Origin of the sequence: Mycolicibacter virginiensis (assembly GCF_022374935.2) — a bacterium.
Taxonomy (GTDB): Bacteria; Actinomycetota; Actinomycetes; order Mycobacteriales; family Mycobacteriaceae; genus Mycobacterium; species Mycobacterium virginiense.
Genome location: NZ_CP092430.2, coordinates 4,883,713 through 4,910,394, shown reverse-complemented (window position 1 = coordinate 4,910,394; position 26,682 = coordinate 4,883,713). Strand labels below are relative to the sequence as shown.

General features: G+C 66.7%; 24 protein-coding genes. 17 read left to right on the top strand and 7 right to left on the bottom strand.

The genetic code is table 11. From position 1 onward, the window contains the following. On the bottom strand, positions 1-654 hold the full coding sequence (locus MJO54_RS23275) for a sensor domain-containing protein (RefSeq protein WP_165604520.1): 654 nt from the start codon (positions 652-654) through the stop codon (positions 1-3). 180 nt (positions 655-834) lie between these two features. On the opposite strand from MJO54_RS23275, the gene rpsF reads away from it, so the two are divergent. The 5 genes from rpsF (at position 835) to dnaB (ending at position 4,354) form a co-directional block, all read left to right on the top strand. After that, positions 835-1,125, top strand: coding sequence for a 30S ribosomal protein S6 (gene rpsF / locus MJO54_RS23270; protein ID WP_024442721.1), 291 nt, complete (start codon positions 835-837; stop codon positions 1,123-1,125). 77 nt (positions 1,126-1,202) lie between these two features. Beyond that, on the top strand, positions 1,203-1,712 hold the full coding sequence (locus MJO54_RS23265) for a single-stranded DNA-binding protein (RefSeq protein WP_046285276.1): 510 nt from the start codon (positions 1,203-1,205) through the stop codon (positions 1,710-1,712). 33 nt (positions 1,713-1,745) lie between these two features. Further along, positions 1,746-2,000, top strand: a complete 255-nt coding sequence (gene rpsR, locus MJO54_RS23260) for a 30S ribosomal protein S18 (RefSeq protein WP_046285275.1) — start codon at positions 1,746-1,748, stop codon at positions 1,998-2,000. A 32-nt stretch (positions 2,001-2,032) separates the two neighbouring features. After that, complete coding sequence (gene rplI, locus MJO54_RS23255) at positions 2,033-2,491, top strand: 50S ribosomal protein L9 (protein ID WP_064888812.1); 459 nt, start codon at positions 2,033-2,035, stop codon at positions 2,489-2,491. Between the two features lie 486 nt (positions 2,492-2,977). Beyond that, positions 2,978-4,354, top strand: coding sequence for a replicative DNA helicase (gene dnaB / locus MJO54_RS23250; protein ID WP_240175474.1), 1,377 nt, complete (start codon positions 2,978-2,980; stop codon positions 4,352-4,354). A 115-nt stretch (positions 4,355-4,469) separates the two neighbouring features. Here the strand turns inward: dnaB and MJO54_RS23245 are convergent, their stop codons facing one another. Beyond that, positions 4,470-4,838 carry a hypothetical protein gene (locus tag MJO54_RS23245; RefSeq protein WP_046285272.1) on the bottom strand — a complete coding sequence of 123 codons (369 nt, stop codon included), beginning with the start codon at positions 4,836-4,838 and terminating at the stop codon, positions 4,470-4,472. Positions 4,839-5,279: 441 nt separating this feature from the next. Between MJO54_RS23245 and MJO54_RS23240 the strand changes: the two genes are divergently transcribed. The 3 genes from MJO54_RS23240 (at position 5,280) to MJO54_RS23230 (ending at position 6,932) form a co-directional block, all read left to right on the top strand. Further along, positions 5,280-5,513: a type II toxin-antitoxin system Phd/YefM family antitoxin gene (locus MJO54_RS23240; protein ID WP_046285285.1), complete on the top strand. Its 234-nt coding sequence runs from the start codon at positions 5,280-5,282 to the stop codon at positions 5,511-5,513. Continuing rightward, on the top strand, positions 5,510-5,899 hold the full coding sequence (locus MJO54_RS23235; protein WP_046285271.1) for a type II toxin-antitoxin system VapC family toxin: 390 nt from the start codon (positions 5,510-5,512) through the stop codon (positions 5,897-5,899). Before MJO54_RS23240 ends, MJO54_RS23235 begins: the two co-directional genes overlap by 4 nt. A 142-nt stretch (positions 5,900-6,041) precedes the next feature. Then, positions 6,042-6,932: an alpha/beta fold hydrolase gene (locus tag MJO54_RS23230; RefSeq protein ID WP_240176022.1), complete on the top strand. Its 891-nt coding sequence runs from the start codon at positions 6,042-6,044 to the stop codon at positions 6,930-6,932. A gap of 25 nt (positions 6,933-6,957) precedes the next feature. Here MJO54_RS23230 and MJO54_RS23225 read toward each other — a convergent pair whose 3' ends face one another. Genes MJO54_RS23225 through MJO54_RS23210 form a run of 4 tightly spaced genes read right to left on the bottom strand, consistent with a single transcriptional unit; the run spans position 6,958 to position 11,639 of the window. After that, positions 6,958-7,974, bottom strand: a complete 1,017-nt coding sequence (locus tag MJO54_RS23225) for a CobW family GTP-binding protein (RefSeq protein ID WP_046285270.1) — start codon at positions 7,972-7,974, stop codon at positions 6,958-6,960. A 58-nt stretch (positions 7,975-8,032) separates the two neighbouring features. Further along, positions 8,033-9,550, bottom strand: coding sequence for a serine hydrolase domain-containing protein (locus MJO54_RS23220; protein ID WP_240175473.1), 1,518 nt, complete (start codon positions 9,548-9,550; stop codon positions 8,033-8,035). 47 nt (positions 9,551-9,597) lie between these two features. Next, positions 9,598-10,596, bottom strand: a complete 999-nt coding sequence (locus MJO54_RS23215) for a PE-PPE domain-containing protein (RefSeq protein ID WP_240175472.1) — start codon at positions 10,594-10,596, stop codon at positions 9,598-9,600. A 44-nt stretch (positions 10,597-10,640) separates the two neighbouring features. Beyond that, complete coding sequence (locus MJO54_RS23210; protein WP_240175471.1) at positions 10,641-11,639, bottom strand: PE-PPE domain-containing protein; 999 nt, start codon at positions 11,637-11,639, stop codon at positions 10,641-10,643. 289 nt (positions 11,640-11,928) lie between these two features. Here MJO54_RS23210 and MJO54_RS23205 point away from each other — a divergent pair, with 289 nt between their 5' ends. The 7 genes from MJO54_RS23205 to MJO54_RS23175 all read left to right on the top strand — a co-directional run bounded on the left by MJO54_RS23205 (position 11,929) and on the right by MJO54_RS23175 (position 16,262). Continuing rightward, positions 11,929-12,912 (top strand): PE-PPE domain-containing protein, encoded by a 984-nt coding sequence (locus tag MJO54_RS23205; RefSeq protein WP_240175470.1) that lies wholly within the window; start codon positions 11,929-11,931, stop codon positions 12,910-12,912. Positions 12,913-12,976: 64 nt separating this feature from the next. Continuing rightward, complete coding sequence (locus tag MJO54_RS23200) at positions 12,977-13,309, top strand: ArsR/SmtB family transcription factor (protein WP_036458234.1); 333 nt, start codon at positions 12,977-12,979, stop codon at positions 13,307-13,309. Between the two features lie 11 nt (positions 13,310-13,320). Beyond that, on the top strand, positions 13,321-13,806 hold the full coding sequence (locus MJO54_RS23195; RefSeq protein WP_046286302.1) for an SRPBCC family protein: 486 nt from the start codon (positions 13,321-13,323) through the stop codon (positions 13,804-13,806). A 97-nt stretch (positions 13,807-13,903) separates the two neighbouring features. Continuing rightward, on the top strand, positions 13,904-14,149 hold the full coding sequence (locus MJO54_RS23190) for an AbrB/MazE/SpoVT family DNA-binding domain-containing protein (protein ID WP_046286301.1): 246 nt from the start codon (positions 13,904-13,906) through the stop codon (positions 14,147-14,149). Next, complete coding sequence (locus MJO54_RS23185) at positions 14,133-14,555, top strand: type II toxin-antitoxin system VapC family toxin (protein ID WP_046286300.1); 423 nt, start codon at positions 14,133-14,135, stop codon at positions 14,553-14,555. The genes MJO54_RS23190 and MJO54_RS23185 overlap by 17 nt, the downstream gene beginning before the upstream one ends. Positions 14,556-14,634: 79 nt before the next feature. Next, positions 14,635-14,796 carry a hypothetical protein gene (locus MJO54_RS23180; RefSeq protein WP_233428634.1) on the top strand — a complete coding sequence of 54 codons (162 nt, stop codon included), beginning with the start codon at positions 14,635-14,637 and terminating at the stop codon, positions 14,794-14,796. A gap of 86 nt (positions 14,797-14,882) precedes the next feature. Further along, a complete protein-coding gene (locus MJO54_RS23175) occupies positions 14,883-16,262 on the top strand; it encodes an acyl-CoA dehydrogenase family protein (RefSeq protein ID WP_046286299.1) in 1,380 nt (459 codons plus the stop codon). 12 nt (positions 16,263-16,274) lie between these two features. Here the strand turns inward: MJO54_RS23175 and MJO54_RS23170 are convergent, their stop codons facing one another. Further along, a complete protein-coding gene (locus MJO54_RS23170) occupies positions 16,275-17,774 on the bottom strand; it encodes a bifunctional phosphatase PAP2/diacylglycerol kinase family protein (RefSeq protein WP_105295828.1) in 1,500 nt (499 codons plus the stop codon). Between the two features lie 198 nt (positions 17,775-17,972). On the opposite strand from MJO54_RS23170, the gene MJO54_RS23165 reads away from it, so the two are divergent. Next, on the top strand, positions 17,973-19,619 hold the full coding sequence (locus MJO54_RS23165) for a PfaD family polyunsaturated fatty acid/polyketide biosynthesis protein (RefSeq protein ID WP_234821634.1): 1,647 nt from the start codon (positions 17,973-17,975) through the stop codon (positions 19,617-19,619). A gap of 258 nt (positions 19,620-19,877) precedes the next feature. Further along, positions 19,878-26,669 (top strand): type I polyketide synthase, encoded by a 6,792-nt coding sequence (locus MJO54_RS23160; protein ID WP_240175469.1) that lies wholly within the window; start codon positions 19,878-19,880, stop codon positions 26,667-26,669. Positions 26,670-26,682 lie beyond the last annotated feature (13 nt).

Sequence of the window (26,682 nt, the reverse complement as noted above, 5' to 3'; positions counted from 1 at the left end):
TCAGTGCACCCGGTCCAAGACGTGCTGGCTGAGCCGGTCCATCGTCACGGCGGCGTTGCCCCACTGGCTGGACAGCACCTCGACCATGAAGTTGGCCCCCACGGCGACGAGGAACGCCGAGGTGAACCCCATATTCGCGCCGTTGTAGCGGGCCGAGAGCAGCCAGGAGGCCACGGTCGCGTCCGGGCTTAATTCGACGTGCACCAGGTCCATGGTGACGCCCGCATCGACGTCGGTCCCAGCCAACCGAGCATTGAGGCAGCGGTCGACCGCAGGCCGGTTGTAGGTGTTGGTGAACGCCGCGTTCGCTTCAGCCACCGAAGGAAAGGTCGTCACAGCCACGATCGCGGCTGCTTCATGTGCGCGGTTCTCCCACCTCTGCGCTCGGTGAGACGCGTAGTTGCTCCCGACCACCTCGGTAGTGCCCACCTCGTAGAACGCCCGGCAGTCATCGCGCTGTCGGAGACGTTCCGGCTGCGACGGCACCATGCCCACCGGACCCGTGCTGGCCATAGGCATCCCGGCGAAGGTGCTGACCTCTTCGTCGGAGGGGATCAACTTCGCGACTTGGCCCGGCTGCACCCAGTTGTCGTCGGCGACCGCCGGCGCCGGTCTCGACAGCCCGCCCAGTGCGACCAGGACGATTGCCGACATCACGAACCACCTGCCGTGACTCACCATGGCGGTGAGCCTAATCGGACTCGATGAGCAACCCGCCGATTTCGCTCCGGCCGTCCGCCTCCGGTAGCCTAGCCCGGTTGCCGACGCAGGCGACCCTCCTGCCGTGGATACCTCCACGGCCGCACTACGACCATAGGAGGTGATGAGGTTCCCATGCGTCCATACGAAATCATGGTCATCCTTGACCCCACTCTCGACGAGCGCACCGTTGCCCCGTCCCTGGAGACGTTCCTGAACGTCATCCGTAAAGACGGCGGTTCGGTCGACAAGGTCGACATCTGGGGCAAGCGCCGCCTGGCTTACGAGATCGCCAAGCATGCCGAGGGCATCTACGCGGTCATCGACGTCAAGGCTGAACCGGCCACCGTGTCCGAGCTCGACCGTCAGCTCAGCCTGAACGAGTCGGTGCTTCGCACCAAGGTGATGCGCACCGACAAGTCGTAGCCGACTGTCGCAGCCGTTGCGTAGGCTCATGCTGCGAATGCAGCACCAAGCGCTGCCACCGATCCTAGGAGGGCCCCGTGGCTGTAGGTGACACCACGATCACCGTCGTTGGAAACCTGACTGCGGACCCCGATCTGCGGTTTACCCCCTCGGGGGCGGCGGTCGCCAACTTCACGGTGGCGTCCACTCCGCGGGTCTTTGACCGGCAGAGCAATGAGTGGAAGGACGGCGACGCGCTGTTCCTTCGGTGCAACATCTGGCGCGAGGCCGCCGAGAATGTGGCCGAGAGCCTCACCCGCGGATCGCGGGTGATCGTCACCGGGCGGCTGCGGCAGCGGTCCTTCGAGACCCGCGAGGGCGAGAAGCGCACCGTCTACGAGGTGGAGGTCGATGAGGTCGGCCCCTCGTTGCGGTATGCCACCGCCAAGATCAACAAGGTCAGCCGCGGCGGCGGCGGAGGCGGCTTCGGCGGGGGCGGCGGTATGTCAGCCCCCTCCGCTCCGTCCGGCCCGCCCGCGGAGGACCCGTGGGGCAGTGCTCCGGCGTCCGGCTCCTTCGGTGGCGCCGACGACGAGCCGCCCTTCTAGACAAACGAACCACAGCACGAAAGAGATAGGTAGATGGCCAAATCCAACAAGCGGCGTCCGGCTCCTGAGAAGCCGATCAAGACTCGCAAGTGCGCATTCTGCTCGAACAAGAAGCAGGTGATCGACTACAAGGACACCTCGCTGCTGCGCACCTACATCAGTGAGCGGGGCAAGATCCGCGCCCGTCGTGTGACCGGTAACTGCGTTCAGCACCAGCGCGACGTCGCGCTCGCGGTGAAGAACGCTCGCGAGGTCGCGTTGCTGCCCTTCACCTCGTCGGCGCGCTAGCCGACCCCTCAAGTCAGAGAAAGTTCGAAACGATGAAGCTCATTTTGACCGCTGAGGTGGACCACCTCGGAGCGGCCGGAGACACCGTCGAGGTCAAGGACGGATACGGCCGCAACTTCCTGCTCCCGCGGGGGCTGGCCATCGTCGCCACGCGCGGCGCGCAGAAGCAGGCCGACGACATCCGTCGTGCCCGCGAGACCAAGCAGGTGCGCGACCTGGACCACGCCAAGGAGCTCAAGGAAGCTCTGCAGGCGCTGGGCACGGTCACGTTGCCGGTGAAGACCTCGGGCGACTCGGGCAAGCTGTTCGGCTCGGTGACCGCCGCTGACGTGGTCGCCGCCATCAAGAAGGCCGGCGGGCCGAACCTGGACCGGCGGATCGTCCGGCTGCCCAAGGCCCACATCAAGGCCGTCGGCAGCCACCCGGTGTCGGTACACCTGCACCCCGAGGTGAACGTCGACGTCACGCTCGACGTCGCTGCGGCAAACTAAGCACGTATCTCAGCAGCCCCGGCAGCGCCCTCATTGGCGCTGCCGGGGCTTTGCTGTGTTCGGATAGCAGCCAGCCCGGGTTAGTGCTGGCTAACTTTTGGACCCGTCTGTCGGGGTGTGGGTGTTTACCTTGATGTGGAATCGCGTCTACCTGTCTGCAAAGCAACACGCCCAAGACGGCAACCTATGGCGACACGCCGAAGGGATTGTCTTCCACAATCAAAACACCCCTAGCTACCGCCCTCACCTGCGGGGATGACGTTGCTGGGAAGCGCAATCCACAAGTCTTCCCCACCGTCCCAAACAAATGGGGGACCGGTGTGCACACTTAATCCACACCTTTGTTCACAAGCTCGTTTTGTCCGGCCGCCAGCAACGCCTACCGTCAACGCGGCACGGCACAACGGGGGCGTCGGTGGCCAGGGATATGTTGGGGCGGCAGCGTCGAATAAACGTTCGATCGTGCCAGTGGAGGAGGAGGGGCGCATGGCAGTAGTCGACGACCGTGGGCGCTCTGGGCTTGAAGAGCCACCACGCGAAGACGTCGGCCGCCAACCGCCCCAGGATCTCGCCGCAGAGCAGTCGGTGCTCGGGGGCATGCTGCTGAGCAAGGACGCCATCGCCGACGTGCTGGAGCGGCTGCGGCCCAGTGACTTCTACCGCCCGGTGCACCAGAACATCTACGACGCGATCCTGGACCTTTATGGGCGTGGAGAGCCGGCCGACGCGGTGACCGTGGCCGCCGAGCTCGACCGCCGCGGCCTGTTGCGCCGGGTGGGCGGCGCCCCATACCTGCACACGCTGATCTCCACGGTGCCTACCGCGGCCAACGCCGGCTACTACGCCACGATCGTCGCGGAGAAGGCGCTGCTGCGCCGGCTGGTGGAGGCCGGCACCCGGGTGGTCCAGTATGGCTATGCCGGTGCCGAGGGCGCCGACGTCGCCGAGATCGTCGACAGGGCCCAGGCCGAGATCTATGAGGTCGCCGAGCGGCGGAGCTCCGAGGACTTCGTCCCGCTCGAAGACCTGCTGCAGCCCACCATGGACGAGATCGACGCGATCGCCTCGCACGGCGGTATCGCGCGCGGGGTGCCGACGGGCTTCACCGACCTCGACGAGGTGACCAACGGCCTGCACCCGGGGCAGATGATCATCATCGCGGCGCGGCCCGGTATGGGGAAATCCACACTGGCACTTGACTTTATGCGGTCGTGCTCGATCAAGAACCGGATGGCCAGCGTCATCTTTTCGCTGGAAATGAGCAAGTCCGAGATCGTCATGCGATTGCTCTCCGCTGAAGCCAAGATCAAGCTCGGCGACATGCGCTCGGGACGGATGACAGACGACGACTGGACCCGGCTGGCACGGCGGATGAGTGAGATCAGCGAGGCGCCGCTCTACATCGATGACTCACCGAACCTGACCATGATGGAGATCCGCGCCAAAGCCCGTCGGCTCAAGCAGAAGGCTGACCTGCGACTGGTGGCAGTCGACTACATGCAGCTGATGACCTCCGGCAAGAAGGTCGAGTCGCGCCAGCAGGAGGTGTCGGAGTTCTCCCGAAACCTCAAGCTACTGGCCAAGGAGCTCGAAGTGCCGGTGATCGCGTTGAGCCAGCTCAACCGTGGTCCCGAGCAGCGCACCGACAAGAAGCCGATGCTCGCAGATCTCCGTGAAAGTGGATCTTTGGAGCAAGATGCGGACATGGTTATACTTTTACACCGCCCGGACGCGTTCGAGCGCGACGACCCGCGCGGTGGCGAGGCGGACCTGATCTTGGCCAAGCACCGGAATGGGCCGACGAAGACGGTGACGGTGGCGCACCAGCTGCACTTGTCGCGTTTTACGAATATGGCGCACTGACGGAACGGGAGTCGTAGGGTCTCACGCTGCGTGTCACTTTCTCAGTGGCGGTGTCATGCCCTTGTCATATGTCTCACCAAGGTGTCATACAGACATGCGCATAGGACGATGACGATTACGCCTGACCCAAACTCGGCCGGTAATCAGTCGCCTCAGACTCGGCAGCAAGCAACGCACCCAGCTCACCCTCCTGCTGGGCGACAAACACACCGATCACCTGCCGGCATACCTCCGGCACGCTCACCCCACGTATATCCGCAATACGTTTCAACCCGAACAGCATTGACGTAGACACATGGAACTGAACAGCGAACTGACCGCATGAACCATCCTCAGGCGGCAACCCCGGACCCACCACCATAGGTTCGTCAACCCCGTATTGGCCCACCTCAGCACGCCGAGCTCGCTCGACAACCCCACCACGATCGCCGCCACCAATGCCGTCGGCCGGATCCCGGAACTCCTCATGACTGAACAAACCCATTCCGCCTACGCTAGACCTCGCAGAATTTCACGCAGCCTCACGCGAAGCGCCGGCTTCAATTGCGCGACCCCTCAAGACTTGACCGCGAACAGCAGATGCGGCCAAGAGGCTTCCATCGCCGAACAGTCCGCATCCGACGAGGCGTTGTGCTCCGTCGATGCGCTGGTAGCGGTCGTTCCTCGGAGTCCTGAAGAAATGACACGACTTTGAGACAAAGTTCGGGTGACACCACGTGAGACACCCGGTATCCGCCAGCGCACAACCTCGTCGTATGACATGCAGCGTGAGACCTACAGGTGCCTTGTAAGGTCCTCGCCGCTAATCGCATTTTCGCAGCGGCGGCGGCCTCTCCTTGTCATGTGTCTGAACCGATGTCCTACGGGCAGGCGATCGCGCTAGTAACGCTAGCGCGATGGGCGTAATCTCGCTACGATGCAACCGATGGAGACGATCAGCAGCACGGACGCTAAGAACCAGCTCAACCGGCTTTTGAATGACGTCAAGGCCGGCGCGTCATTCACCATCACCAGCCACGGTCAGCCCGTCGCGCAGCTCGTACCGATCAGCGCTGTACCGCGCAGGTTCGGCCAATTACCAAGCCTCGTCGTACCGAGCGACTTCGATGACGCACTACCGGCAGCAGAACTCGCGGCCTGGGAAGACGCCGAGGCGTGAACGTCCTGCTCGATACCCACACCCTGCTGTGGCTGGTCAGTAAGCCCTCGAACGTCGACGCCGACACGCTCGCGATCTTGAGCGATCCGGGAACCTCGGTATGGGTTAGCGCGGCCTCGGCATGGGAGATCGCGACCAAGACCAGGCTGGGCCGCCTCGACGGGGGAGCGCTGCTGTCGACCTGGACCGACGTCATCGCCGACATGAGCAGCACGGAACTGGCGATTGACTCCGCTGACGCGATCCTCGCCGGGCGACTTCCGTGGGAGCACCGCGACCCGTTCGACCGCATCATCGTCGCCCAGGCGTTGCGCCGCAATCTGACCGTCGCCACGCGCGATACCAAGATCATCGATGCGGCAATCACACCAACCCTCAAGGCCTGAACCCGTACCAGCGCGACGTTGGCTGCCGACCGCATCACCTCGCTAACCTCGACATGTGCCGGAGTCAACGAACCCCTCGGCCGCTCGACAGGGCCTTCGCCGAGATCAAGCCAGTGCCGAGGGCGGCGATTCTCCAAGCCCGATCGTTCTCGATGTGGAGGGCTCCGGCGTCCAACCGCCGGTCACCCCGCGGGTGCGTCGGCTGTTCTGGCTACTGGAGCGAGTCGCGCCCGCCATCGGGTCGCGCTGGGCAGTTGAGCTATGGTGCACCCCGCCGGTCCTCGAGTCCAGCCTGCGCATGCCGCCCGGCGTCCCACCCGGCCAGCCCCTAGAGGCGCACTGGGACGGGCACCGGATCGTCGGCGAGTCCTGGGGTGAAGGGCCGCCGGTCTACCTCGTGCACGGCTGGGGCGGACGCCGCCCCCACCTGGGCATGTTCATCAAACCCCTCGTCGAATCCGGGCACCGCGTAATCGCGTTCGACCTGCCCAGCCACAACGAGTCCGAGCGGGGCGTACTGGCACCCGGTCGCACCACCGCCATCGAATGCGCCGAAGCGGTGGCGGCCATGATCCGGACACACGGGCCCGCCCGCGCGGTCGTCGCCCACTCCCTCGGGTGTAACGCGACCGCGTTCGCGGCGTCGTGGGGCGCGACGGTCGGGCGGTTGGTGTTCCTGGCACCGATGGGCGAGTTCCCGATCTATCTGGATCTGTTCGCCGCCCGCCACAACTTCGGCCGACGGATTCGCGCCGGCCTGCATCGACGCCTGGAACGCCGGATCGGCATGCCGCTCGAGGACACCAATATGGTCCGGATCGCCGAGAAAACCGACTTCCCGCCGCTGCTGCTCATCCACGACCCCGATGACCCCGACACTCCCTATGTGACGAGCGAGAAGGTGGTCGCCGCATGGCCGGGAGCACGTTTGATGACGACGGCGGGCCTGGGCCGGCTAGCACACTTCCGCATCTTGAGGCACCGCCCCGCGATTCGCGCGGGCATCGAATTCATCGGACCCGCAACGGAGTGAAGAACCCTGGTTGTACGGCTGCGGCCTAGATGCTGTATTGCCGCAATCGCTGCAACCGCCGCATGCCCGCGGCGGACACCTTCTCCCCGGCGGGCCGCAGTGCCTCTTCGATCCGGGCGCGAACGTCCGCGGTGTCCAGGTGCGTGCCGATCGCGACGAGGTGGCTGGCCCCTGAACTCGCAGCCGCGGTCACCACGTGCACCGACGTGCCGACGACGTTGACCAGGTAGTGACGCTTGCCGATCGCGACCGTGCCCTTGATCCGGTAGACGCCCTGCGGCGGCTGTTCGAGCAGGTCGATGAGCGGTCCCGGGTCAACGGCGCCGTCGCCGACGACGGTTACCGAGTCTGCATGCACGTGATCGTGGTGCTCGCCGGCGTCGTCGAGGAGCAGCTCCCGAAACGACATCTGTCCGGACTCCCCGCCGTCGCTGATGTCGTACAGCAGCCGGGGATCCACGCGTCCGGCCATCGCACCCACCACGTGAGCGTGGGGATTGAGTTCGCGCACACGGGCTTCCACCCGAGCAAGGGCCTGTTCGCGGGCGTCTTCGGCGATCCGATCCAGTTTGTTGACTACGACCAGGGAGGCCACGCCGTAGCGCTGCGGCGGGGCCGACTCGGTATCGACCGTGTCGAAGTGTTCCGCTACGTCGATGACGTCGACGACACCGCCGTGGCGTATTCGCTCCACCCCGCTGAACCGAATCACTCGCGAGACATCGGCGGGTTCGGCCACCCCGCTTGCCTCGATGATGATCGCGTCCAGCGCTAGCTTCGGGTCGGCCAGCTTCTCCAGCGCCTCGTCTAGTCCGCCCTCATCCGGCAGGTGGCAGATGCACCCACCGGCGATGGACACCGGCTCGTCGACTTGGCCCGTGACCAGGCCGGCGTCGACATTGAGTTCGCCGAAGTCGTTGATAATGACCCCGATTCGAGCGCCTGGGGCGCGCAGCACGTGGTTGAGCAGCGTGGTCTTTCCCGCCCCGAGATACCCCGTCAGCGCGATGACGGGGATAGCAGGAGCGTTGCGATCGGCCACCCGGCCATTATCGCCAGGTGCGCGCGGCCGGCTGTGACCACGGGTGGAAGTTGACCCGTCAGCTGCCGTACAGGTGCAGCCCCCGGCCCGTCACGGTGGCCACGTCGCCGCTGAGCCCTGCGATGGGCGGGCCGCCGCGCTGATGGATCACGTTGGCCAGCACGATCACGTAGGTGTCCGACCCCGGGTCGATCCACAGCGTCACTCCCGTGAACCCGGTATGCCCGAAGCTGCCGATCGGAAAGATCATCCCGCGCGGCCGGGAGTGCGGCGTATCGATGTCCCAGCCGAAACCGCGGAGATCCTGTCCGGCGATCGCCGGATAGTGCGCGGCGAGCAGGGGATCGGGCCGATTGGGTGACGTCGCATTCGCCTGTTGCGCAGCGGCGTTCGCAGCCACCAGCTGGGCGGCATCGTGCCCGGGTTGCTGGGGTGTCGTCATCAGTTCCAGGGTCGATTGCCGCAACGGAAACGGGCTCGGTCGCCCGGCCAGCCGATCGAGTAGGGCCTGGGCGTACCTGCCGATGTCGCCGGCGGTCGAGAACACCCCGGCGCTGCCGGCCACCCCGCCCATGCGGCGCGCAGTCGGGTCGTTGACCGTGCCGCGCAGCAGCTGATCGAAGTCCGGGTTGATCTCGGGGGTGTCTTCGTCATGCGACGTCGGCGCGATCCGGGCCAGCAGGTCGGTGTTCCAGCTCCCTACCGGGCACTGCCCGTCCTGGGATGCCCCCGCGTCCAAGGCGATGGCAGTGCCGCGGACCTGGTGTGGGCCACAGGCTTTGGTGGCGGGCAGGTAGCGGGTGTCGGTCATGCCCAACGGTGCAAAGACGTTGTCCTGCACGTAGGTGTCCAACGGTTGGCCGGTCATCGTCTCGACCAGCACGCCCAGGATGATGAAGCCGATGTCCGAGTAGTGAAAGATCTCGCCGGGACCGAACTCCAGCGGTGCGGTCAGTGCCCGATGAACCCCACTCGCCTTGTCCGCCTCGGTCAGGCCCCACGGCCCCTGGTGGCTCGGATCGCCCCCGATGCCCGAGGTGTGGGTAAGCAGCATGCGTAACGTCACCTGGGCGCGCCGCGGGTCGTTGGTCTCGTTGAACTCCGGCAGATAGGTCTGGACGGGTTCGTCGATTGTCACCCGGCCCTGTTCATACAGTTGCAGGACCGCGACGGTCGTCGCGAGACATTTCGTCAACGACGCGATGTCGAAGATCGTGTCCTCGGTCATCGGCTCGGCCGGCGAAGGCGAGCCGTCAAGAGCGGGTTCGTCTGCGAGCCTGCGCGCGCCGAAAGCCTGGCTGAAGGCGATCGTGCCGGCGTGCCCGACCCGGACTACCGCACCCGGTAGCCGGGGAACCGCGATCGCGTCGTTCATCAGCGCAGAGATCGGCGCGACCAGCTCCCCACGAGGTAGGTAGGGCGCATCCGCGCGAGGTATGACGGGCACCGTGGCGAACGGGGTGCTGGCCGGCGGCGGCGGCTGCTGCCCCGGCTGGCTGCACGACGGGACCGTCCCAAGTACGAGCGCGACGCTTCCCACGGCGCAGGCGCGGGTGATGCGCGATCTCGACACCATCACAGCATCGACGGTAGCCAGCTGCGAGCAGCGTCGCGACGGCCGCGTTAAACCTCCGCCGGGAACCAGAAGTCGAGAGTGTCCTCGACGCCGCCCCAGTCGATGCCCAGCCAGTCACCGAAGAAGTCCTCGATGTTGCCGAAGACGCTGTAGAAGGACGCCACCAGCGAGTAGAACAGGCCCTCCCACCAGCCGCTGTCGATCAGGCCGTGGGGCCACGCGTTGAGCCAGGCGCCGAACTGGTCGAAGTCGCCGGAGATGTTGATGTCGGTGAGCATGCCGTCGATGGTCGCCGCGTGATTGGCCACCTGATCGGGGGTGAGCCCCAGGTACATCATGTGCTCGTAGAGGATCCCCAACGCCGAGGTGGAGTTGGGGTCGGCGACCGGGTCGCCGGGGATCGTGTACACCGTCGTGGTGAACGCGTCGGTCGGGGTGTGGACGCCGGACAACAGGCCGGTGTCGAAGAAGTCGCCGGATGAGGAACCTCCGCCGAGATCCGGTATCGCGGCGCCGGAGCCCACCGGGTTGCCGATGAACACGAAGTGCAGCAGCGACGGGTCGATGCCCTCGTGGGCCAACTGGGCCATCGCGATCGAACCGGCGGTTGCACCCTGCGACCAGCCGAACACCCACAGTGGGTGCTCGGCGTCGTAGGCGTCCGGGTTGGCGGCCAATTGGGCGTGCACCTCCCGCACGATCTCCGCCGCCCCGACGAAGCTGCTGTGGCCCTGCTGAACCAGGGCGGGAGTGGACAGCAGCAGCAGCGGCGCGTCACATCCCGCGGAGCCGACCACGCATGCGCTCGCGTCGTCGTCGAGGTCGAAGCCCAACGGGCGCAGGAAGAGATCGGCCGCGGTCTGAGCGAATGTCGCAGACGGCGTCGACAGGATCGTCGGACCGACGAAGATCGCGGTGTCGGCCAGCAGGTTCACGTCGACATGCGTGGCGTGCACTACCGGAGTCGACAGCACACCGCCCGCCACCGTGCCGGCCACCGCGATCGGCGCCAAGGTCTTGGTCAGCATCGTGGGACGTCCGTTCACCACTGGCTTGCCGCCTTTCCAAATCATTTGCGAAGCGCGATGTTTCAGACCGTCGGGAACCAGTAGTCCAGCGTTTCTTCGACCCCGCCCCAGTCCAGGCCCATCCAATCGCCGAAGAAGTCCTCGAGCTTGCCGAAGGCGCTGTAGACGAACGCCACGGCGGAGTAGAACAGGCCATCCCACCAGCTGCTGTCGGCCAGTCCGTGGCCCCACGCGTTGAGCCATGCGCCGAACTGGTCGAAGTCAGTAGAGATGTTGATGGTGGTGAGCAGGTCGTCGGTGGTGGCGGTGTGGTTGGCCACCTGATCGGGGGTGAGCCCCAGATACATCATGTGCTCGTAGAAATCGCCGTACGGCGAGGTGGACGTGTGGTCGGCGTTGGGGTCGCCGGGGATCGTGTAGATCGTGGTCGTGAATGCGTCGTTGGGCGTCTCTTTGCCGTACAGCATCCAGGTGTCGGAGAAGTTGCTGTGCGCCGAGCCGTCGTCCTCCATATGTGGATATTTGCCGTCGGGAGCGGTCGGGTCGCCGATGAACACGAAGTGCAGTACCTGCGGGTCGACGCCGTCGTGGGCCAGTTGGGCCATCGCGATCGAGCCGGCGGTGGCGCCCTGGGAGTAGCCGAAAATCCACAGCGGATGCTCGGCGTCGTAGGCGCCCGGATTGGCGGCGAGTTCGGCCTGTACCGTCCGCACGATCTCGGCCGCACCGGCAAAACTGCTGTGTCCGACCTGGATAAGGCCCGGGGTGGCCAGCAGCTGCAGCGGCGCGTCACAAGCGGCAGACCCGATGAGACACGACGCGGGGTCGTCGCCACCGTCGAAGCCCAGCGGCCGCAGGAACAGGTCGGCCGCGGTTCGGGCGAATGTCGCAGACGGCGTCGACAAGATCGTCGGACCGACAAAGATCGCGGTGTCGGCCAACAGGTCGACGTCGACCTGCAGGTTGACATCGGTATGCGCGGCATGGACTACCGGGGCGGCGAGCACACCGCCTGCCGTGATGCCGGCGATCGCGATCGGTGCGCAGAGCTTGGTCAGCATCGCGGGGCGTCCTTCACCACGGGCATGCCGCCTTTCCGAATCATTCGTGCCAGACCTACTCCGATGGTCATAGCTAAAAATCACACGAGTAAATCGAAAGCTAAACCTGAGGGCGATCATGGCAGGGTTAATCGGAGCAAGTCAACGGCTCTCGGATCAGATCGAACGTGCTGGGCAACGGCGTTCTCCCGGAGCGGTATGCCAATTGACGTGTCTGCGGCGAGGGTGCCACTATAGGATCTTCAGGATTTCTTCCCTACCTCATACATAAGCCTTAGGAGACTCGGGCATGAACGCAACCAAGGTTTTCGCGCCGCTTGCTGCCGCAAGCGTGATCGCGGCCGGCGTCGCCGGAACCCCGGTCGTCCAAACGGCGCACGCGCGCCAAGTAGCCCTGCTGGCGGACACCGCGATCTTCGTGGGCGGGACCATGTTGACCACGCCGTCGGCGGCCTTCGCGCACACCGCGGCCGATCTGTTCCTGCAGCCGCTGGGCTTCGACGCCGGCGACGACGCGAGCGTGTGCGTGATCGGCTCCGCCGGCTGCGATTCTGCGCTGCAGGTGCTGACCACCCCGCAACTCATCCTGCAGGGGCACAGCAGTTTCGCCGGGGCGGCACTGATCGTCCAGGCTGTGGAGGCCGAATTTGCCGCCAACCCCGGCGCCTACGACGAAGAGCACCCACTGTGGGTCTTCGGCTACTCGCAGGGCGCCACCGCCGGCTCGATCGCGATGGCCCAATTGGCCCATGAGGGTGTCATCCCGTCGGGGGCGTTGCACTTCGTTTTCATCGGTGATCCGTCCAGTACGACCGGCGTGTGGTCGGATCCCTCCGGTGCCACCAACACCTCCGACCTTTACCCACTGCTGAACGGCTTCCATACCCCCAACGACGCCTTCACCACCACCATCTACGAGTTCCCCGGTGACCCCGTTGCCGACTACACGTCGAACTCCATGCTCGGATTGCTCTGGGAGCACGTCATGTACATGGGCCTCACGCCGGAAGAGGTCGCCAACCACACCTTCAGTACCGACGGGTTGATCACCAACATCGACCTCTCCGGTGACATCGACCAGTTCAGCACCTGGATCAGTGCGCTGACTAGCGGCGGGTTGATCGAGAGTGGGGTGTTCGTGGGACTGGTCAACTCGATCGTGGAGATGATCTACAACGCTTTCGGCAAGATCGAGGAGTTCTTCACCGATTGGATGGGCATCGACTGGGGCGGCGTCGAGGACACCCTCGACTACTGGTTCCCGGCGGTCTGATCCAAGCCGGCTTCGCCGGCTCTCCCCTTGACAATGTACAACCAATCGGTTGTACGATTATCGGGTGATCACGCTCGACGACGACCGGGTGGACGCCCTGTTCCACGCACTTGCCGACCGCACACGACGCGACATCATGCGCCGGGTGCTGGCCGGCGAGCACTCGGTCTCCGACCTTGCGGTGAAGTACCAGATGAGCTTCGCCGCGGTGCAGAAGCACGTCGCCGTCTTGGAGAAGTCCGGCCTGCTCACCAAGCGCCGCAGCGGCCGCGAGCAGTTGGCCCGCGGTGACGTCGCCGCGGTGCGGTCGGTGGCGGCCATGCTCACCGAGTTGGAACAGGTTTGGCGTGGTCGCATCGCCCGTATCGACGAACTCATCTCGTCCGAGGAGACCTAGGAGGCCGCACCATGCCTGTGATCGACGTACAACACGACATCGACGCCTTGACCTTGACCATCACCGCCGACTTCGCTGCTCCGGTGCAACGAATCTGGCAGATCTACGCTGACCCACGCCAGCTGGAAAAGGTCTGGGGGCCACCGACATTCCCCGCGACCGTGGTCGACCACGACCTCACCCCCGGCGGACGCACGAACTACTTCATGACCGGTCCCGACGGTGAGAAGTACGCAGGATACTGGCAGATCATCGCCGTCGACGAGCCGCGGAGCTTCACCTTCGACGACGGCTTCGCCGATCTGGACTTCAACCCCGATCCCGGCATGCCGACCTCCAGGAACGTCTACACCTTCATCGAGCACGACGGTGGAACCCGCGCGACGTACACGAGCACGTTCACTTCCGCCGCAGACCTGCAGAAGGTGTTGGACATGGGTGTCGTCGAAGGTTCCACCTCGGCGCTGAACCAGATCGACACCCTGATCGCCTCCTGAATCACGGGGACGGAGCCGGCCGCGCCGCCGGAGTACTGGTTCACCAGTTGAGGCGCAGACCGCCAGGAGTTTGCCAATTAGATGGTAAATTGATGCCATGAATGTGTCGGTGGACCGACTGGGAAGGTTGGTCATCCCGAAGGCGCTGCGCAAGGCGCTCGGCATCACGCCCGACACACCGCTTGAACTGATCCCGGACGGGACCGGTCTCCGCATCGAGCCGGTCCAGCAGAGTGCCCGCTCGATCGAGACCCGCGACGGACTCCCGCTCCTCGGCCCGGTAGAGGGTGCGGTACTCACCGACGCCGATGTGCGCCGGCTTCGCGATGACGTCCAGCGCTGACCTGTGGGCATGCGACACCAGCGTTGCCGTCGCGGCTCTTGATTCGACCCACGAAGCACACTCCGTCTGCCGCCGAGCCCTGCTGCAACATCGCCCTGCGCTCGCGGGCCACGCGGCGTTCGAGACGTTCTCGGTGCTCACCCGCCTCCCCATCCCGCTGCGCTTGAGCGCAACCCAAGCAGCCGAGGTACTGGCGACCGCCTTCCCGGTCGAGTGTTGGCTCGACACCCCTGCGACCGGTGGACTTTTCCGGCGGCTCGCCGGGCTCGGCATCGTCGGCGGGTCGGTCTACGACGCGCTTGTCGGTCAGGCCGCCCAGACGAACCGGCGCATGCTGCTCACCCGGGATCGTCGGGCGGAGCGCACCTATCGCGCACTCGGGGTGCACTACCAGTTCGTCGACTGACCACCGCAGCGCACCTGAGGGAATGTGTCGGACGCCTTCGGCAGACTGCGGGGCCAAGCGTGACGGCCGACTGCTCCCCGTGTTGGCGGCCAACAATCGGGCCGCTGAAGAACTCACCCAACGGCTCTTCCCGGCGACGGTGCCCCGCTCGGTGGCGGTCTCCTACGGCGCCGGATGGGGCGCTGGCCGCGCGGCGGCGAACCTGGCGGTGCTCGATGCCCGCGATTCGATAGCGGGCTGATCACCGGCGTTTGACCCGGCGATGGAGCGGCAATTCCAGGTGTTCGGGCGGCTACAGCGGGCCGCAAGGACGGCAAGGACCCTGCGATGGCCTTCGACCTCACGCCGACCACGGCACAGCATGACCTGGCCCGCCGGGCTCATCAGTTCGCCGAATCGGTCATTCGGCCGGTCGCACTCGACTATGACCAGCGGCAAGACTTCCCGTGGCCGGTGCTCGAAGAGGCTGCCGCGCAGGGCTTCTACAGCCCACTGTTCTACCGCGATCTGATCGGCGATTCGACGGGGTTGTCGTTGCCGATGTTCATGGAAGAGTTGTTCTGGGGCTGTGCCGGAATCGGACTGGCGATCGTGATGCCGGCATTGGCCCTCTCGGCGATCGGCCAGGCCGCCACCGCCGAACAGATGCTGCAATGGGCGCCTGAATGCTTCGGCACGCCAGGTGATCTCAAACTCGCAGCACTGGCGATATCGGAGCCCGAAGGCGGTAGCGATGTTCGCAACTTACGCACCACCGCCCGACGCGACGGCGACGACTGGATCATCGACGGCCACAAGATGTGGATCGGCAACGGCGGTATCGCGAATGTGCATGTGGTCAACGCCGTCGTCGACCCGGAACTGGGCCACCGCGGCCAGGCCTTGTTCATCGTGCCGGGTGGCACGCCCGGGCTGGACATGGTCCGCAAACTCGACAAGCTCGGTTGCCGGGCTTCCCACACCGCCGAACTGCGATTCGAGCGCGTCCGCATCCCGTCCGAGAACCTGCTTGGTGGGCCGGACAAACTCGAGCACAAACTCGCCAAGGCCCGCGAAATGCTCGCCGGTGCACCAATATCCGGCTCCGCGACCTTGGGGACCTTCGAGCAGACCCGGCCGATGGTCGCCGCGCAGGCAATCGGCATCGCCCGTGCCGCACTGGAATATGCGACCGATTACGCCACCCGGCGGGAGGCATTCGGCGGTCCGATCATCGACAACCAGGGCATTGCGTTCCCGTTGGCGGAGCTGGCCACCGCGATCGACGCAGCGCGGCTGCTGACCTGGCGGGCCTCCTGGATGGCGGCCAACGGGATCGGATTCAGTCGCGGCGAGGGATCGATGGCCAAGCTGGCCGCCAGCGAAGTCGCAGTGCGGGTCACCGAGCGGGCCGTGCAGACCCTGGGCGGCTGGGGATACATCACCGACCATCCGGTGGAGAAGTGGTATCGAGACGCCAAGCTGTACACCATCTTCGAAGGCACCAGCGAGATTCAGCGGATGGTGATCGCGCAGGCTCTGGGCGCCGCGGTCGGTACCCCGCCGCTGCACGTCGAGATCGAGCCGTCCGGTGGACCGCTGAACCGGATGTTCGGTCGTGGCACACCGCTGCGTACCAGGGCCGCCGCCGGCGCGCTTGCGATGCAAGACCGCATCCCCGCGCCGGTGCTACGGGCCGCGATGAAAGTTCTGCGTCCGCCGAGATGACCGGCCACGTCGCTACCGTGAGCCCGAGGGCAGGGGCCTGAACACCTGTAATGCGCGGTAGCACGCAGTGAATTCGGCCTCCGCACAAGGGGTATCGACCTCTCCGTCGTGGGCGATCGGCACCGGTCCGTCGACTGCGGTAAAGCGGAACTGCGGAACCCGCAACTCGTGGTAGAGCCGACTGCGTTGCAGCCGTCCGGTCAGCAGTGCCGCCAGGATGCGCAACGTGGACCACGGCCGGCCGGTCTCCAGGATCCGCACATCCAACAACCCGTCGTCCATCCGGTGCCGTACGGCCGGCGCGAAGCCGTCGGGCTGATAGGCCGAGTTGCCGAGGAAGAACAGCGACGTCTGCAGGATCTTGTTGTCGTAGGAGATGCGCACCGGCCGTTCACGACGCAACGTCATCAGCATGGCGTACGCGCTGGCTACGGGCTTTCCGAGCTTGCCCTGCAACCGTTCCCGGCGGCGCACGAACGTCGGATAGGCGCCGATGCTTGCCGTATTGATGATGGTTGTCTCGTCGTTGAACCGCACCACGTCCACCCGCGACAAGCTGCCGTCGGCGATGGCCCGGATGGTCTTTGCGGTGGTGTCGCAGCCGATGTCCTTGGCGAAGTGGTTCAACGTGCCGCCGGGAAACACCGCCAGCGGCAGGTCGTGTTCCACCGCCACGTGCGCGGCTGTTGCGACCGAGCCGTCGCCGCCGACGATCGCGAGCACCTCGGCGGAACGGGCGGCGCGGCGCAACGATTCGGCCAGATCGTCCTCGGGCCCGACCTCGACGATGGTGATGGCCGGTAGTGCTTCGCGCACCTGCGCCGCGACCACTGCCGAGCGCCCGTCGCCGGACTCGGGATTGACCACCAACGTCACGCGCTTGCCGTCGGGACGTGCGGGGGCGGGGACACGCAGGGCCGTGGTGTGGGGCGTGGGCGGGGAGGCTATCGGCGGCACTAGCCTTGCCCCGGCCACCGCGATCGACGCACCGATGCCCAATCCGGCGAGTACGTCCCCGGGATAGTGGACGCCGGTGGCGACGCGGGACAGACCGACCAGGCCGGCCAGACCCGCGACGGGCAGTCCCAGCAGCGGGTTCTCCAGGCCCACTCCGGTGGCGAACGCCGCCGCGCTCGCGGAGTGTCCGGATGGCAGCGAGTTCGACAGCGGTAGCCGGTGGGCGCGGCGCAGCAGGGGCACCAGCAGGATGTTGGGGCGTGCGCGTGGTCGGATCCGTTTGATCACTTGGTTGGTCACCAAGCTGGTCAGTGCCAGGCTGGCCACTCCGCGCGCGGCGCCCCGCTGAGTTGCCGGGCCCCCGGTCGCGGCCATGGCGGCTGCCAGAGCCAGCCACAGCTTGGAGTGGTCGGCGGCGCGGGTAAGGACTGGCATGGTGGTGTCGAGTAGTCGGCTGGGCGAGTGGGCGATTGCCTCGAAGACTTCGGCGTCGAGCTTGCCGAGACCGTCGGTGATCTGCCGCAGCCCGGAACGTCGGCGCGGCAGGGGCGCCATCGGTAGTTGACCCACGGCAACGATTCCTCCGTCCACGGGCGCCGCCGCTGGCGCCGCATGGCAGCCGTATACCCGTTTGACGGTGGGGAGACTCCCCGCCATCGCGGTCCATGAGAAACTCTCATCGTTTTCTCCGGTTCGTGCGCAGGGCCCCTCGGCGCGAGCGCTCACAGCACCGGTGATCGAGAGGAACCGACTGTGAACGAGCGACCTGGCGTAGTACTGGATCAGCAGACCGGCGCGAGCTTGGGCCTGGGTTGGCGCCCCATCGCCGCGTCCGCCGCGTTCGCCCCGCAGGACATCGCCGATATCATCGGCGACGTACGCACCCCCCTGCACGTGGTGCGCGAAACGGCCACCGGGATGCTTGGCCTGGCCCGGGGCGGTGAGTTGGTCGGGGCCGGGGAATCGGAGTTCGCCCTGGAAGGAACCCTGCCCGCGATCTACCCCGAGTGGCTGGGAGACCGCGAATTCTGTGAGGCGCACGGCGTCCGCTTCCCCTATGTCACCGGTGCGATGGCCAACGGCATCGCGACGCCGGCGCTGGTCATCGCGATGGCCGAGGCCGGAATGATGGGCTTCTTCGGTGCGGGCGGGCTCTCCTACGAGGCGGTGGAGCGGGGGCTGGCCGAGATTCAGGCGGCTTTGGCCGGCCGGCCCGGTCTCGCCTGGGGAGCCAACCTGATCCACTCGCCCAACGAGGCCTCCCTGGAGACACGCGTCGCCGAACTCTTCATCGCGCGCGGCGTTCCCGTCGTCGAGGCGTCGGCATTCATGAAGCTGACCCCCGCGGTGGTGCACTACGCACTGTCGGGACTGGACACCGATCCGGCCGGCAACATCGTGCGCCGCAACCACGTGATGGCCAAGGTGTCGCGGCCCGAGGTGGCGCGCATGTTCATGGAGCCGGCGCCGGCGGCGCTGGTGTCCGCATTGGTAGCGGCCGGAAAGCTGACCCAGCGCGAAGCCGACCTGTCTCGGTATGTTCCGGTGGCCGAGGACATCACCGTCGAATCCGACAGCGGCGGGCATACCGACAACCGCCCGCTGCCGGCGCTTTTCTCCGAGATCGTCATGCTGCGCGACTCGCTGGCCCAGCAGCACCAGCTGAACTGCCGGGTGCGGGTGGGTGCTGCGGGCGGCCTGGGCGCACCGCAGGCCGTCGCCGGCGCCTTCGCGATGGGCGCGGCCTACGTGCTGACCGGGACCGTCAACCAGGCCTGCGTGGAGTCGGGCCTTTCAGCGCCCGGGCGCGCCATGCTCGCCAAGGCCGGCATCGCGGACGTCATGATGGCCCCCGCCTCGGACATGTTCGAAATGGGCGTCAACCTGCAGGTACTCAAACGGGGAACGATGTTCGCCCCGCGCGGCAAGAAGCTCTACGAGTGGTACGCGGGCAACCCTGACCTGGCCAGCGTGGTCGCCAAGCACGGCCCCGAGCTGGAGAAGATCCTGGGCACCTCCGTCGCCGAGGTATGGGCGGACACTCAGCGGTACTGGCAACTGCGTGACCCGGCGGTCCTCGAACTCGCCTCCAGGGACCCGAAATACCAGATGGCACTGGTCTTCCGCTGGTATCTGGGGCAGTCGAGCCGGTGGGCCATCAGCGGGATTCCCGAGCGAGTGCTGGATTACCAGATCTGGTGCGGCCCGGCCATGGGCGCGTTCAACAGCTGGGTTGCGGGCAGCCACCTGGAGGCGTGCGAGAATCGCCAGGCCGTCCAGGTCGCCCTTAACTTGCTTGAAGGTGCCGCCCACGTGACCCGCGCCAGTGCGGCGCGCTCCTGCGGGGTGCCCGTCCCGTCCGACGCATTCGCCTACAGGCCCCGACCGCTGGCAGTCTGACCGCTCGGCGCCACGCGCCGGTTGCGCGATTTCTAGCAGTTCACCGGCCCACTGTCGTGACATTTGGGCGGACGACTGTAATGTACGCCCAGCTCAGGGCGGACGTCTTCGATGTGTGATGGCGGCAACACTCTGATATTGTCCCGGCAGCGTCTGGCCATCGGGATGATCAGCGGACCCCCAGCTGCAATTCACCGTCTCTGATGGCGAAACTTAGGCTTTCGATGCTTTGCGTCAAGGCTGTTCTTAAGGAGACCTGTGGTAGCCAAACATCCACCTGTCGCAGTGGTCGGCGTCAGCGCGCTGTTTCCCGGGTCCGAAGAAGCCGAGCGATTCTGGCGCAACATCGTCGAGGGCGCGGACCTGTTCTCCGACATACCGGAGTCGCACTGGCGGATCGACGACTATTTCGACGCAGATCCTCGCACGCCCGACAAGGTATACGCCCGTCGCGGGGGGTTCTTGCCCACCGTCGACTTCTCGCCGATGGACTTCGGCATTCCGCCGAACGTCGTGCCCGCGACCGACACCGCCCAGCTGCTGGCGCTGCGGGTCGCGCAGCAAGTGCTGGAGGACTACGCCGGCGGCGACATCTCCGGTATCGACCGCGAACGTGTCAGCGTCGTGCTGGGTTCGTCCGGCGGAACCGAGATGTCCGGCTACATGAGCGGTCGGCTGCATCGGCCGATCTGGGAACGCGGCCTGCGCGCCGCAGGCCTCTCCGACCACGAGCTCACCGCGTTCAGCGAGCGCGTCGCGTCGGGCTACACCCCGTGGCAGGAGAACACCTTCCCCGGCCTGCTTGGCAACGTCATCGCCGGGCGCATCGCCAACCGGTTTGACCTCGGCGGAACGAACTGCGTTGTCGACGCCGCATGCGCCAGTTCGCTGGCCGCTATCGAGATCGCACTGCACGAGCTGTACCTGCGCGAGGCCGACATGGTGATCGCCGGCGGCGTCGACGCCTTCAACGACATCTTCATGTTCATGTGCTTCGCCAAGGTCACCGCGCTGTCGCGCACCGGCGACTGCCGTCCGTTCTCCGACCAGTCGGACGGCACCATGCTCGGCGAGGGTTTGTCCATGCTGGCGCTCAAGCGCCTCGACGACGCGGAGCGCGACGGCGACCGGATCTACGCCGTGATCCGCGGCATCGGCACCTCCTCGGATGGCCGGGCCAAGAGCATCTACGCCCCCAGTCCCGATGGGCAGGCCAAGGCCCTGCGCCGCGCCTACGAAGCCGCCGGCTACGGACCGGAGACGGTCGGCCTCGTCGAAGCCCACGGCACCGGCACCAAAGCCGGCGACGTCGCCGAGTTCACCGCCCTGCGCCGGGTGTTCGACGAGTCCGGCCGGACCGACCGGCAATGGTGCGCCGTCGGTTCGGTCAAGTCTCAGGTCGGGCACACCAAGGGAGCTGCCGGGGCTTGCGGGCTGTTCAAGACCGTGATGGCACTGCACCACAAGACCCTCCCGCCGACCATCAAGATCGACCGTCCCAACCCCGGGCTCGAGATCGAATCGTCGCCGTTCTACCTGTCGACGCAGACCAAGCCGTGGATCGCCGACCAGAATGTGCCGCGCCGCGCCTCGGTCAGCGCGTTCGGCTTCGGCGGTACGAACTTCCACATCACGCTCGAGGAGTACGCCGGCGCCGGGAAGCACGCGCCACGCTACCGCTCGTGGGACTCCGAGCTCGTGGTTCTCGGCGCGGAATCCGCGGCAGCGCTGGCCGCGCAGGCTGGGGAGCTGGCCGCCTCGCTGGTCGACTCCCCGGACCTGCTCGGCTACCTCGCGCGCAGCACGCAATCGGCATATGACGCCACCCCCCCGCACCGCCTCGCAGTCGTCGCCAACAGCGTCGAGGGCCTGCGCACGATGCTCACCGAAGCCGCCGCCAAGCTGCAAACCGCCAGCGGGGAGACGTCATTCAGCTCGCCCAAGGGCTACTACTACTCCTGCCAACAAGCCGGCCCGGTCGCGCTGCTGTTTCCCGGACAGGGCAGCCAGTACGTCGGCATGGGTGCCGACATCCCGCAACTCTACGAACCCGCCTTGGCGCCTTGGGAACTCGCGCGTGCCGGCCTGCTCAACGCAGACCGCGACCTGCACGATGTCGTCTGGCCTAAAACGGCGTTCAGCGAGGAAGACCGCGCGGCTCAGGCCGCCGAGCTGACCAAGACGGAATGGGCGCAGCCGGGCATCGGTGCACACAGCCTCAGCCTGCTGTCGATAGTGCGCTCGCTGGGCATCGCGCCGGTCGCCGTCGGCGGCCACAGCTTCGGCGAGGTCAGCGCGCTGTGCGCGGCGGGAGTGATCAGTGACGACGTCGCGCTGCTCATCGCACGCGCGCGCGGTGCGCTGATGGCCCAGGCCGCCGCCAGCAGCGACGGCGCGATGTGCGCCGTGACCGCGCCGGCCGAGCAGGTCAGCAGGCTTCTCGGTGAGTGGGGCCTGTCGGTGGTCATCGCCAACCACAACGCCCCCAACCAAGTCGTGCTCTCGGGCGACAGTGCGGCGATCGCCGATGCCGCACAGCGGTTCAGCGCAGCGGGCATGAATGCGCGCCTCCTCGACGTCGCCACGGCGTTCCACTCCGAGATCGTCAGTTCGGCAGCGGCCCCGTTCGGCTCGTACCTGGCGGGCATTCCGTTCGGGGTGCCGCAGGTGCCCGTTTACGCCAACGCAACAGCCCAGCCGTACGTCGGCAGCGCCGAGCAGATGCAGGCCACGCTGGCCAACCAGATCGCGCAGCCCGTGCGGTTCGTCGAGCAGGTTCAGGCGATGTGGTCCGCTGGCGCCCGAACCTTTGTCGAGGTCGGCCCCGGCAGCGTGCTCACCAACCTCGTCGGCAAGTGCCTGACCGGCCAGGACCACGTCGCAGTCTCCCTGGATGCCAAGGGCAGGAATGGGATTCGATCGCTGTGGATGGGCTTGGCCCAGCTGGTGGCCGCCGGCGTTCCGATGAACTTCGAAGCCCTGTGGGCCGACTACCGCCACGGTGACGATCCGCGAACCCGTCCTGCCCCCAAGCTGACGATGAAGCTCAACGGCACCAACTTCGGCCGACCTGACATCAACGACGAGCCGGTGCAGCGGTCCGCTGAGGTATCGGAAGAATTTGAGATATCCGAAAGATCTGAGAAATCCACCCCCCGCAGTGACCACAACGGCCACGCGACCGTATCGGAGCCCCCCATGACAGCAGCTCATCCAACCGTTCCCGCGGCGAACGGGTTGCCAGCACACGTCCCGACGCACGTCCCGGTGCCGGTCCAGGCCGCCGCCGTTCCGATGGTGACCTCGCCGCTGATGTCCGGTCCCGGAGCCGAGATGGTGACGCACATGGTCGGTGCGCTGGGCAGCATGCAGCAGACCATCGCCCACCTGCAGGGCCTGCTGCAGACCCTGGTCTCCAGCACCGGGATGGCGCCGATGCCGGTCAACCAGTTGGCTTTCCCGGCCGGCACCACAGTGGTGCCGGCTCAGCCGGTAGCCCCCTATGGCGTGGCGGCCACTCCGGCACCGCCGGTGGTCGCGCCGCCGCCGCCGCCGGCGCCGGCCATGCCTGCGCCGCCTGCGGTTCCGCCGGCCCCCGTCAGCGCACCCCCGGCACCGGCACCGGTACCGGTAGCACCGGCGCCGGTGGCCGCTGCTGCTGCGGTCGCGACGATGCCGGCGCCGCCTGCTCCGGCCCCTGTTGCTGTCGCTCCGGTTGCTCCGGTGGCTGTTGCGCCCGCGCCGGCCGCGGCTGCGGGTGTGGATTTGGTCGGGGACATGTTGGCGGTGGTTGCTGACAAGACTGGTTATCCGGTGGAGATGCTGGATCTGTCGATGGCGCTTGAGGCGGATCTGGGGATCGACTCGATTAAGCGGGTTGAGATCTTGTCGGCGGTGCAGGACCGGGTTCCGTCGTTGCCTGAGGTGGAGACCGCGACGATGGCGGCGTTGGTGACGCTGCAGGAGATCGTTGACTACCTGCAGTCGTTGATGGGTCCGGCGGCTGCGCCTGTTGCGGCCGCGCCGGCGTCGGTTGTTGCGCCGGCGCCGGCGCCGGCCGCTCCGGTTGCTCCGGTGGCTGTTGCGCCCGCGCCGGCCGCGGTTGCGGGTGTGGATTTGGTCGGGGACATGTTGGCGGTGGTTGCTGACAAGACTGGTTATCCGGTGGAGATGCTGGATCTGTCGATGGCGCTTGAGGCGGATCTGGGGATCGACTCGATTAAGCGGGTTGAGATCTTGTCGGCGGTGCAGGACCGGGTTCCGTCGTTGCCTGAGGTGGAGACCGCGACGATGGCGGCGTTGGTGACGCTGCAGGAGATCGTTGACTACCTGCAGTCGTTGATGGGTCCGGCGGCTGCGCCTGTTGCGGCCGCGCCTGCGCCGGCTGCTGCGCCCGCGCCGGCCGCTCCGGTTGCTCCGGTGGCTGTTGCGCCCGCGCCGGCCGCGGTTGCGGGTGTGGATTTGGTCGGGGACATGTTGGCGGTGGTTGCTGACAAGACTGGTTATCCGGTGGAGATGCTGGATCTGTCGATGGCGCTTGAGGCGGATCTGGGGATCGACTCGATTAAGCGGGTTGAGATCTTGTCGGCGGTGCAGGACCGGGTTCCGTCGTTGCCTGAGGTGGAGACCGCGACGATGGCGGCGTTGGTGACGCTGCAGGAGATCGTCGACTACCTGCAATCACTGATGGGTTCATCACCACCGGATCTGGTGGTGCCCAACGGATTGTCGGCAGGTGATCGCGCCCCTTTTGAGTTAACCGGAGCGGAGGTGGCGCGTTACGCGGTACGCGCCACCGCCGCTCCGGTGAGCGGAATGGGCATGCCCGGCCTGTATGCCGCCAGGACCGTCGAGATCGTGACGGCCGAGGCAGCACAGGACGGGCTGACTGCGACGGCCGAGGCCCTGGCCGCAGTTCTGCGCACCCACGGCATTCGCGCGGCGATCGTGGCCCAGCCCAGTGCCGACGCCGAGGCGGTCATTCACCTGGGCGGACTGCGGCCAATCACCACTCGTGCTGAGGCGCTTGCCGTCAACCGGGTGCTGTTCGCCGACGCACAGCGCGTCGCCGCGCAATTCGCGGAACAGGGCGGCGTCTTCGTCACGGTTCAAGACACCGGTGGCACGTTCGGTCTGCTCACCGATCCCGGCCTGCGGGCTTGGTCGGGTGGTATCGGCGCGCTGGCCAAGACGGCTGCGCAGGAATGGACCAGCGCACAGGTCAAGGCAATCGACGTCGCCGTCGGCCACCGTTCCCCGCAAGTCGTCGCCGAGCAGATCGCCGACGAAGTTCTGGCGGGCGGAGTGGAACTCGAAGTGGGCCTCGGTAGTTCGCACGGGCGAACCACAGTCGTCGCGGGTGCACAGCAGGTGAGCACCCGCACGCAACGCATCGGCCAGCAAGACGTCATCGTGGTCTCCGGGGGTGCCCGCGGAGTGACCGCCGGTTCGGTGATCGCTCTGGCACAGCAGACGCAGGCGGCGTTCGTGTTGATCGGGCGCACCGAACTCAGCGACGAACCGCCGGAAGCCCAGGGCCTGACCACCGATGCGGAACTCAAGCGGGCGCTGCTCGCCAGCGCTGCGGCGCAAGGCCTCAAGGTCACACCGAAGCAGCTGGAGCAGCAGGCGCAGCGGATCCTGGCCGACCGCGAGGTGCGAGCCACCTTGGCCGCGCTGACCGCGGCCGGCTCCCGCGTCCGCTACGCCGCCGCCGACGTCCGGGACACCGCGCAGCTGGGTGCGTTGCTGGACAGCGTGCGAAACGAGTTCGGCCCCATCACCGGCCTGGTGCACGGCGCCGGCGTGCTGGCCGATGCGCCGCTGCACAAGAAGACCCTCGACGGGTTCGACCGGGTCTTCGAGACCAAGGTCGGCGGCGCCTGCGCGCTGCTGGATGCCACGGCCAACGACGCGCTCAAGGTGATCTGCCTGTTTTCGTCGGTGGCCGCGCGCAGCGGAAACGTCGGGCAGAGCGACTACGCCATGGCCAATGAGATCCTCAACAAGGTGGCCCTGGCGGAGCAGGCACGCCGCGGGCCATCCTGCTTGGTGCGGGCGCTGGGTTGGGGCCCTTGGGATTCCGGAATGGTGACACCCGGTCTCAAGGCGATGTTCGAGTCCCGTGGCATCTCCTTGATCCCGCTGGCCGACGGCGCGCGCGCGTTCACCGCCGAGGTACTGGACGGTGACGCCGGAACCTCCGAGGTGACCCTCGGCGACGGCGTACTGGCCGGACTGCCTACGCACCCGATCCCGCCTGAAGGCCGGGTCGCCCGGGTGCTCGCACATGTGACCCAGCAGCCCTACCTGCTGGACCACCGGGTCCAGGGCAATGTCGTGTTGCCCGTCGTGCAGGCACTCGAATGGTTCATCCGGATGGCCGAGGCATGCCGGCCCGGCCACCACGTGGATCGGGTGCTCGACCTCAAGGTGCTGCGCGGTGTGACGCTCTACGAGTTCGAGAAGCACGGCAACCCCCTGCTGGTGCGGTGCGTGCCCGTCGACGATCGGCCCGAACTGCTGACGGTAACGCTCTCCGACATCGAAGACTCGACCGTCTACTACTCGGCCAAACTCGAGATGCGTTCGGGCGCAGCCGCGGTCGCCAGCGCCCCGGTGCCGGCGCCGGGCAATCGCAGGATTGACCGCGACGCCTGCTACACCGGTGGGGCACTGTTCCACGGCTCCGCATTCCGGGTGCTCGACGGCGTGGACTGCGCCGAGACCGCCGCGACGGCCTACCTGTCCGGATTGACGACCGTGGGCTGGGCGGGGGAGGGCTGGGCGACTGACCCGGCCGCCGTCGACGGATGCCTGCAGGCGGCACTGGTCTGGAGCTACGAGCTGCTCGGCCGCAATGTCCTTCCGCTGCGGGTGGGCGAGATCGTCCGCTACCGATCCGGAGCGCTGGGTGCGGGCCTGCGGTGCGTGCTCACCGGCGGGGACGCCAAGACCAGCCGTGCCGTCTGCGACCTTGATCTGGTAGACGCCGACAACCAGCTGGTAATCAGTCTCAAACGACTCGAGTTGTATCCCTACGGCGGCTGACTCGACGGCGGCT

What these genes read in the sequence shown, in the direction of transcription:
- rpsR (WP_046285275.1), top strand. Translation starts at nt 1,746, where the DNA reads ATGGCCAAATCCAACAAGCGGCGTCCGGCTCCTGAGAAGCCGATCAAG.
- MJO54_RS23275 (WP_165604520.1), bottom strand. Translation starts at nt 654, where the DNA reads ATGTCGGCAATCGTCCTGGTCGCACTGGGCGGGCTGTCGAGACCGGCG.
- MJO54_RS23170 (WP_105295828.1), bottom strand. Translation starts at nt 17,774, where the DNA reads ATGGCGCCCCTGCCGCGCCGACGTTCCGGGCTGCGGCAGATCACCGAC.
- rplI (WP_064888812.1), top strand. Translation starts at nt 2,033, where the DNA reads ATGAAGCTCATTTTGACCGCTGAGGTGGACCACCTCGGAGCGGCCGGA.
- MJO54_RS23190 (WP_046286301.1), top strand. Translation starts at nt 13,904, where the DNA reads ATGAATGTGTCGGTGGACCGACTGGGAAGGTTGGTCATCCCGAAGGCG.
- MJO54_RS23175 (WP_046286299.1), top strand. Translation starts at nt 14,883, where the DNA reads ATGGCCTTCGACCTCACGCCGACCACGGCACAGCATGACCTGGCCCGC.
- MJO54_RS23240 (WP_046285285.1), top strand. Translation starts at nt 5,280, where the DNA reads ATGGAGACGATCAGCAGCACGGACGCTAAGAACCAGCTCAACCGGCTT.
- MJO54_RS23210 (WP_240175471.1), bottom strand. Translation starts at nt 11,639, where the DNA reads ATGCTGACCAAGCTCTGCGCACCGATCGCGATCGCCGGCATCACGGCA.
- MJO54_RS23245 (WP_046285272.1), bottom strand. Translation starts at nt 4,838, where the DNA reads ATGGGTTTGTTCAGTCATGAGGAGTTCCGGGATCCGGCCGACGGCATT.
- MJO54_RS23185 (WP_046286300.1), top strand. Translation starts at nt 14,133, where the DNA reads ATGACGTCCAGCGCTGACCTGTGGGCATGCGACACCAGCGTTGCCGTC.
- rpsF (WP_024442721.1), top strand. Translation starts at nt 835, where the DNA reads ATGCGTCCATACGAAATCATGGTCATCCTTGACCCCACTCTCGACGAG.
- MJO54_RS23205 (WP_240175470.1), top strand. Translation starts at nt 11,929, where the DNA reads ATGAACGCAACCAAGGTTTTCGCGCCGCTTGCTGCCGCAAGCGTGATC.
- MJO54_RS23220 (WP_240175473.1), bottom strand. Translation starts at nt 9,550, where the DNA reads ATGGTGTCGAGATCGCGCATCACCCGCGCCTGCGCCGTGGGAAGCGTC.
- MJO54_RS23195 (WP_046286302.1), top strand. Translation starts at nt 13,321, where the DNA reads ATGCCTGTGATCGACGTACAACACGACATCGACGCCTTGACCTTGACC.
- dnaB (WP_240175474.1), top strand. Translation starts at nt 2,978, where the DNA reads ATGGCAGTAGTCGACGACCGTGGGCGCTCTGGGCTTGAAGAGCCACCA.